The organism is Gaiella sp. (assembly GCF_057140465.1).
This window is the reverse complement of the sequence record NZ_DBNHWK010000086.1, coordinates 1-6,972: the sequence shown is the minus strand read 5'-3', so window position 1 is coordinate 6,972 and position 6,972 is coordinate 1. Positions and strand designations below refer to the sequence as shown.

Below are 6,972 nucleotides of genomic sequence, written 5' to 3'. Positions count from 1 at the left end.
CGTCCGTCCGCGAGGGCGCTCACGTCGCCGGGCTCCAGGTTCGGGGCGGGGTGCTCGATGAGGCCGAGGTCGTCGGCGGTGTGGTCGTGGATGCGGTAGGGCAAGAGCACCGAACCGGCTGCGGGGGTCAACACAGGGGTCAACACGAGGTCACCCAGACCCACCGAGACGACCCGAGACGAACAGGGCCGAAACTCAGTGTTCATGCGGTGTTCCGTCTCTTGCGGTCTCTGCCCGTCTGGCCTCTGGCGCGACTTCTAATCCGCGGGTCGGAGGTTCGAATCCTCCCGGGCGCATCAGGGCCGATGCCGGATCCCCCGGCCTCTCACGCTCCGCCGCCAATCGGGTGCGCAAGACGGAGGGGGCAACAGGCCCTCGGCGCACCCGCCGCCAGGGAGGGGGTGGCGACCGCCCCGGGAAGGCCGCCCGCGGCTCACGGGCGTGGTCGGGAGTCGGGCCGGGCCGTCGGGGCCGGGCGACGTCGCCGCCGTCGGCCCCCGTCTCGAGCACGCGCGGGCAGGAGGCGCGGGCGCCTCCTGCCCAAGGCCTGGGCTACACGCTCAGCGTGACGGTCCCGGACGAGACGGAGGGCGGGCTCGCCGCTTGGTCGGGCATGTTGCTCCGGATCCACTCGGCGGCGACCCTCGTCGACTCCTCGGTTCCCGCCTCGTCGTCGCAGACGGTGATCGAGACCGTCCCGTCACCCGTGCGCACGAGGTAGTAGGCCTGGAACCCGGGGACGGCGCTGATGACCGCCCGGATCTCGTCCGTACGGGAGGCGAGCTGATCGGCGAGGTCGGTGTTGCCGGCGTAGTAGCGCATCGTGGCGTGCATCTCTGCTCCTCTCGTCGGGGCCGCCGACTGCTGGCGGAAGTGGGACGAGAACCTAGGAGCGGCGTCCGAGCATGTCAAGGGTCGCACGAAGAGCGCAACGGTCACCCCTCGGCGGCCCGCCCCTGATCCCGCCTACGGCCCCTCGGCGTGTGCGCCCACGAGATCGTCGGGGGGGAGCGGCCTCGCCGTTGCCACGCCTCCGCGGAACGCCCATCCGGCTCCCGCACCCGCTCCGCTCGGCACGTCGTGCGGGGCTCCGGGGCGTCGAGGGGCGCGACCCAGGGCCGGCTGTGCGTGGCACTCTGGGGACATGAGCGAGACGTCGACCACGCGCTGCCCGTTCTGCGGCCAGCCCGTCGACCCGGGCGACCCCACGGTCGTGTACGCGGTCGAGAGCGCCGAGGCGATGACGATGGGCGGCTCGCGGTTCACGTACGGGCTCGGAGGGTGGTTCCACGAGGACTGCCCACCCGAGGCCGTCGGCTACCGGCGGCCCCGCCCGAAGCGCGACCCCTCTCCGAGCTAGCCGGCTCGGCCCGAACCGACCGATCCGCGGGCGAATCGGAGCGCGTCGCGGCCGGGGGTCGGCGGCTGTGTCCGGCCGGTGGCGGGTCGTCCACTCTCCGTCGTCGGCGCGCCGAGGGTGTTAGGGTCGTGCGATCTCTGCTGGGTGGTTCCCGGCTCAGGCGATCCAAGGGGGAACGATGAGACGAGCATCCGTCATCCTGGTGGCGGCCGTAGCGACACTGCTGGCGGTCGTGACGCCGCTCACCGCTGCGCCGACGAAGGCGTCCGAACCGCACTTCTGGCTCACGATCCTGCACAACAACGACGGCGAGTCGCAGGTCGTGGACGCCGGCGCCGATCTCGAGGACTTCGGCGGCGCGGCACGGTTCAAGGCCGTCGTCGACGACCTCAAGTGGGAGGCGGTCAACGGGCCGTGGACCCAGCGTGGGGCGAAACGCGGTGTCGTGATGATCTCGTCCGGTGACAACTTCCTCGCCGGGCCGGAGTTCAACGTGGGGCTTGCGAACGGCGTGCCCTTCTACGACACGGTTGCGATGGAGCTGATCGGCTACGACGCGGTCGCACTGGGGAACCACGACTTCGACTTCGGCCCCGACGTCCTTGCCGACTTCATCGACGGCTACACGAAGAAGCCGCCGTACGTCAGCGCCAACCTCGACTTCAGCGGCGAGGCGCGCCTGCAGGCGTACGTCGACGCCGGGGTGATCGCGCCGGCGACGGTGGCGAAGGTGCGCGGCGAACTGGTCGGCATCATCGGCCTCGAGACGCCGAACCTGCCGTTCATCTCCTCACCCCGCAACGTCGTCGTCTCGGACGATCTCGCGACGATCGTCCAGGAGCAGGTGGACATGCTCGAGGCGAAGGGCGTGAAGAAGATCATCCTCGCCAGCCACCTGCAGAACATCGAGAACGAGAGGGAGCTCGTCGCCGAGATCGACGGTGTCGACGTCGTGATCGCGGGCGGCGGCGACGAGCTGCTCGCCAATGCCGGAGACGTCCTCATCCCGGGTGACGAAGGAGCCGTCTACGGCGCGTATCCGCAGACGGCGACGGACATGGACGGCACCGAGGTGCCGATCGTGACGACGTCCGGCGAGTACCGCTACGTCGGCAAGCTCGTCGTGGGCTTCGACAAGGCCGGCAACGTCGTCGACGTCAGCGAGGAGCGCTCCGGGCCGGTGCGAGTCGCGACCGGTACCTGCAACGACACGATCCCGTGCGACGACGCCGTCGTGCCGGACGCGACGATGCAGGCGCGCGTGGTCGACCCGGTGGCGGCGGGTGTCGCCGCGCTGGGCGAGACGATCATCGGCGATTCGGAGGTGGATCTCGACGGGCTCCGTAGCAGCGTGCGCGCGGTGGAGACCAACGAGGGGAACCTCATCGCCGACTCGCTGTTCTGGTGGGCCGACCAGAACGCCGCCGCCTACGGCGTCGATGCTCCCGACGTGGCGCTCCAGAACGGCGGTGGCATCCGCAACAACACGATCATCCCGGCGGGTGACATCTCCGTGCTCGACACCTTCGACATGGCGCCGTTCCCGAACTTCGTGAGCATGGTCGAGGACGTTCCACGCGGCCAGTTCAAGGAGATCCTCGAGAACGCGGTCGCGTGCACGCAGCCGGCCGACGTCGCCAACCCGCTCTGTGGGAGCGGCCGGTTCGCTCAGGTCTCCGGGTTCTCGTTCACCTGGTCGGCTTCGGGCACGGCGATGGTCATCGACGGTGACGGCACCGTGGTCACTCCCGGCACGCGTGTGCTGGACGTGGAACTCGACGACGGCACGGTGATCGTGGCGGGCGGCGTCGTCCAACCGGGCGATCCCGTGAACATCGTCACGAACGACTTCTCGGCCAAGGGCGGCGACCAGTGGCCCTTCCGGGGTGCGCCGCTCGTGACGATGGGGGCGACCTACCAGCAGGCGATCGAGGGCTACATCGCCGACGGTCTCGGCGGCGCGATCACGGCCGCCGCCTACCCGGAGGGCGGGGAAGGACGGATCACGCAGGTTCCGTAGCCTCGATGCTCGACCTCGATTCGACCAACGGAGGGCCCGCGAGCGGGCCCTCCGGCGTTCCGGGGCACTCGACGCCGTAGGCTGTCGCCTGCATGACCACGGTCGGGATCGTCTCGCCGGGCGCGATGGGGAGCGCGCTCGGGGCCGCCCTCGCGGCGGGCGGCGCACGGGTCGTGGCGACCGTGTCGGGCCGCAGCGAGCGGACGCGCCGGCTCGCGCGCGGCCTCGAGCTGCTCGACACGCTCGACGACGTCGTGGCGGCGTCGGACGTCGTGCTCGTCGTCGTCCCGCCGGGCGAGGCGCGCACGGTCGCCGGGGCGCTCGCCGAAGCGGCGGGCCGGATCGGCGCGCGGCCGCTCGTCGCCGACCTCGACGCCGTCGCGCCCGCGACCGTCCGCGCGATCGAGGCCGACCTCGCCGCCGCCGGGCTGGAGCTGGTCGACGGGGCGATCTCCGGGCCGCCGCCGCGCGCCGGCGGCAGCACGCGCATCTACCTCTCGGGCGGCCGCGCCCACCTGCTCGCGGCGCTCGCCGCCCCGGGGGTCGCGTGGCGCGTCGTCGGGCCCGACGTGGGGGCCGCGTCCGCGGTGAAGATGTCGACCGCCTCCGTGTACAAGGGCAGCGTCGCGCTGCTCACGCAGGCGCTGCGGGCGGCGCACGCGAACGGCGTGCTCGAGCCGGTGCTCGACGACCTCCGGGAGGCGCTCCCCGGGCTCGGGGGCGCGCCGTCCGCCACCCTCCAGCGCGCCGCCGCGAAGGCGGGCCGGTACGTGGACGAGATGCACGAGATCGCGGCAACGCAGGCGGCGGCGGGGCTCGCGCCCGAGCTGTTCGAGGCGTTGGCACTCGTCTACCGGCAGGTCGCCGAGACGCCTCTCGGCACGGCCGCGCCCGAGGACGCCGACCCCGGCCGGCCGCTCGCCGACCTCCTCGACGCGCTTCGGCCGGATGGGGCCTCGGCGTTAGGCTGACCCGGTGATCGCCGGTCTCCCTCCGCCGAGGCCCGTCCGGGCCGAGGCCCTTCCCCCGCAGCGCCCGTGGCGACGACGCTGACGCCCGCGCTCCAGCCGTACCTCCCGCGGCTCGTCGTCGAGTGGCAGGAGTCGGACCCCGCGACGCGGTTCCGGGAGATCGAGGGCTCGATGGTGTTCGTCGACGTCTCGGGGTTCACGAAGATGTCCGAGCGGCTCGCCCGGCAGGGCAGGGTCGGCGCCGAGGAGGTCTCGGACGTGATCGACGACACGTTCTCGTCGCTCCTCGCCCGGGCGTACGCGTACGGCGGCGGCCTCCTCAAGTTCGGCGGCGACGCGCTGCTGCTCTTCTTCGACGGCGACGGGCACCCGCTCCGCGCGACGGCCGCCGCGCACGGCATGCGCGCCGAGCTGCGGCAGATCGGCACCTTCTCCACGACCGCGGGCAAGGTCACGCTGCGCATGTCGGTCGGCGTGCACACGGGGCTCTTCCACTTCTTCCTCGTCGGCGACTCGCACCGGGAGCTGATCGTCGCCGGGCCGGCGGCGACCGAGACGGTGACGATGGAGGGCGCCGCCTCCGCCGGGCAGATCCTGCTCAGCCCCGCGCTCGCGGCCGTGCTCCCCAGCGCGAACCGCGGGCGCGAGCTCGGCCCGGGCGTCCTCCTCGCGGGCACGCCGCCCGAGGTCGAGACGGTCCCGATCGAGCGCGTCTCGACCGGCCTCGACCTGACGCCGCTCGTCGCGAAGGGGCTCCGCGAGACGGTGCAGCAGGGCGAGGTCGAGCCCGAGCACCGCACCGTGACGATCGCGTTCGTCCACTACGGCGGCTTCGACGAGATGGTGCTCCGCGACGGCCCGGCCGCCGCCGCCGACGCCCTCGACGGCCTCGTGCGCACGGCGCAGCGGGCGGTCGACGAGCGCGGCGTCGCCTTCCTCGCCACCGACATCGCGCCCGACGGCGGCAAGATCATCCTCACCGCGGGCGCGCCCACCGTCACCGGCGCCGACGAGGAGGGGATGCTGCTCGCGGTCCGCGAGGTCGTCGCCGCCGACACGCCGCTCCCCCTGCACGTCGGCGTGAACACCGGGCCCGTGTTCGCGGGCACGATCGGGCCCGCCTACCGGAAGACGTACACGGTGATGGGCGACGCCGTGAACCTCGCCGCCCGGCTGATGGCGAAGGCCGAGCACGGGCAGGTGGTGGCGACGCCGATCGTGCTCGACGGCTCGCGCACGCTGTTCGAGACGGAGGAGCTGGAGCCGTTCCTCGTCAAGGGCAAGAAACAGCCGATCACCGCGTTCGTCGTCGGCGAGGCGAAGGGGAGCCGGGCGTCGATCGCCGAGTCGGGGCTGCCGCTCGTCGGCCGCGACCAGGAGCTCGCGGTGCTCACCGACGCGTGGGAGCGCGCGGCGCGCGGCGAGGGCGTCGTCGTCGAGATCACCGCCGAGCCGGGGATGGGGAAGACCCGCCTGCTCGACGAGTTCCTGGGGCGGATCGGCGACGCCGACCTGGTGCGCGGCGAGTGTCGCCTCTACCAGGCGGCGACCCCGTACTTCCCGTTCCGCACGCTGCTGCAGCAGGCGTTCGGGCTCGAGGGCCTCGAGCCCAACGAGGCGGCCGCGGCGCTCGGGGCGCTCGTCGCCGAGCGCTCGCCCGCGCTCGGGCCGTGGCTGTCGCTGATCGGGACGCCGCTCGACCTCGAGATCGAGCCGTCGCCCGAGGTGCGCGAGCTCGAGGACGAGTTCCGCCGCGCGCGCCTCGAGCAGGCCGTCGACGGGCTCCTCGCCGAGGTCGTGACCGAGCCGACGGTGCTCCTCGTCGAGGACGCGCACTGGATGGACGAGCCGTCGCGCGACCTGCTCGCGCGGCTCGCCTCGGCGGCGGGCACGCGGCCCTGGCTCGTGCTCCTCGCGCGGCGGCCCGGGCCGCAGGGGTACGTCGCGTCCGAGGAGGACGCGACGCGCATCGAGCTGCAGCCGCTCGACCCCGACGCCGCCGCCGCGCTGATCGACGCCGCCACCGAGCACGACCCGCTGATGCCCCGGCAGGTGCGCGCGCTCGCCGAGCGGGCAGCGGGCAACCCGCTGTTCCTGCTCGAGCTGCTCGACGCGCTCCGCCGCGGCGAGGACGTCGAGGCGCTGCCGCAGTCGGTGGAGGGGCTGATCCAGGCGCGCATCGACCGGCTGCCCCCGGCCGACCGCACGCGGCTGCGCGAGCTCTCGGTGCTCGGCACGACGTTCCGGGAGGAGTACATCGTGTCGGCGCTGGCGCGCGGCCGCCGCGCGCGGGTGCGCCAGGGCCTCGACCGCCTCGGCGACTTCGTCGCCGTCGAGCAGACGGGGTGGGTGCGGTTCCACCACGCGCTGATCCGCGACGCCGCCTACGCCGGGCTGCCGTACCGCAAGCGGCGCGAGCTCCACGCGCGCGTCGGCGACTCGATCCTGCGCGCGGCGGGCGACGCCCCCGAGGAGCAGGCCGAGCTGCTGTCGCTCCACTACTCGGCGGCCGGGCGCTGGGACGAGGCGTGGCGGTACTCGCGCGTCGCGGGCGACGCCGCGCGCGCCGTGTACGCGAACGTCGAGGCGGCGCGGTTCTACGAGCGGGCGCTGGCGGCCGC

General features: G+C 73.4%; 5 protein-coding genes. 4 read left to right on the top strand and 1 reads right to left on the bottom strand.

What is annotated here, in order from left to right; translation table 11 throughout:
* Positions 1–552 precede the first annotated feature (552 nt).
* A complete protein-coding gene (locus AC162C_RS12385) occupies positions 553–834 on the bottom strand; it encodes a hypothetical protein (protein ID WP_484097808.1) in 282 nt (93 codons plus the stop codon).
* A 310-nt stretch (positions 835–1,144) separates the two neighbouring features.
* Here AC162C_RS12385 and AC162C_RS12380 point away from each other — a divergent pair, with 310 nt between their 5' ends.
* The 4 genes from AC162C_RS12380 to AC162C_RS12365 form a co-directional block, all read left to right on the top strand.
* The gene (locus AC162C_RS12380) at positions 1,145–1,360 is read left to right on the top strand and encodes a hypothetical protein (protein WP_484097807.1); all 216 of its coding nucleotides are present in this window, start codon (positions 1,145–1,147) and stop codon (positions 1,358–1,360) included.
* A 202-nt stretch (positions 1,361–1,562) separates the two neighbouring features.
* A complete protein-coding gene (locus AC162C_RS12375; protein WP_484097806.1) occupies positions 1,563–3,380 on the top strand; it encodes a bifunctional metallophosphatase/5'-nucleotidase in 1,818 nt (605 codons plus the stop codon).
* 92 nt (positions 3,381–3,472) lie between these two features.
* Entirely contained in the window at positions 3,473–4,351 is an 879-nt protein-coding gene (locus AC162C_RS12370) for an NAD(P)-dependent oxidoreductase (RefSeq protein WP_484097805.1), read from the top strand.
* A gap of 66 nt (positions 4,352–4,417) precedes the next feature.
* A partial coding sequence (locus AC162C_RS12365) for an adenylate/guanylate cyclase domain-containing protein (RefSeq protein WP_484097804.1) occupies positions 4,418–6,972 on the top strand: 2,555 nt, incomplete at its 3' end.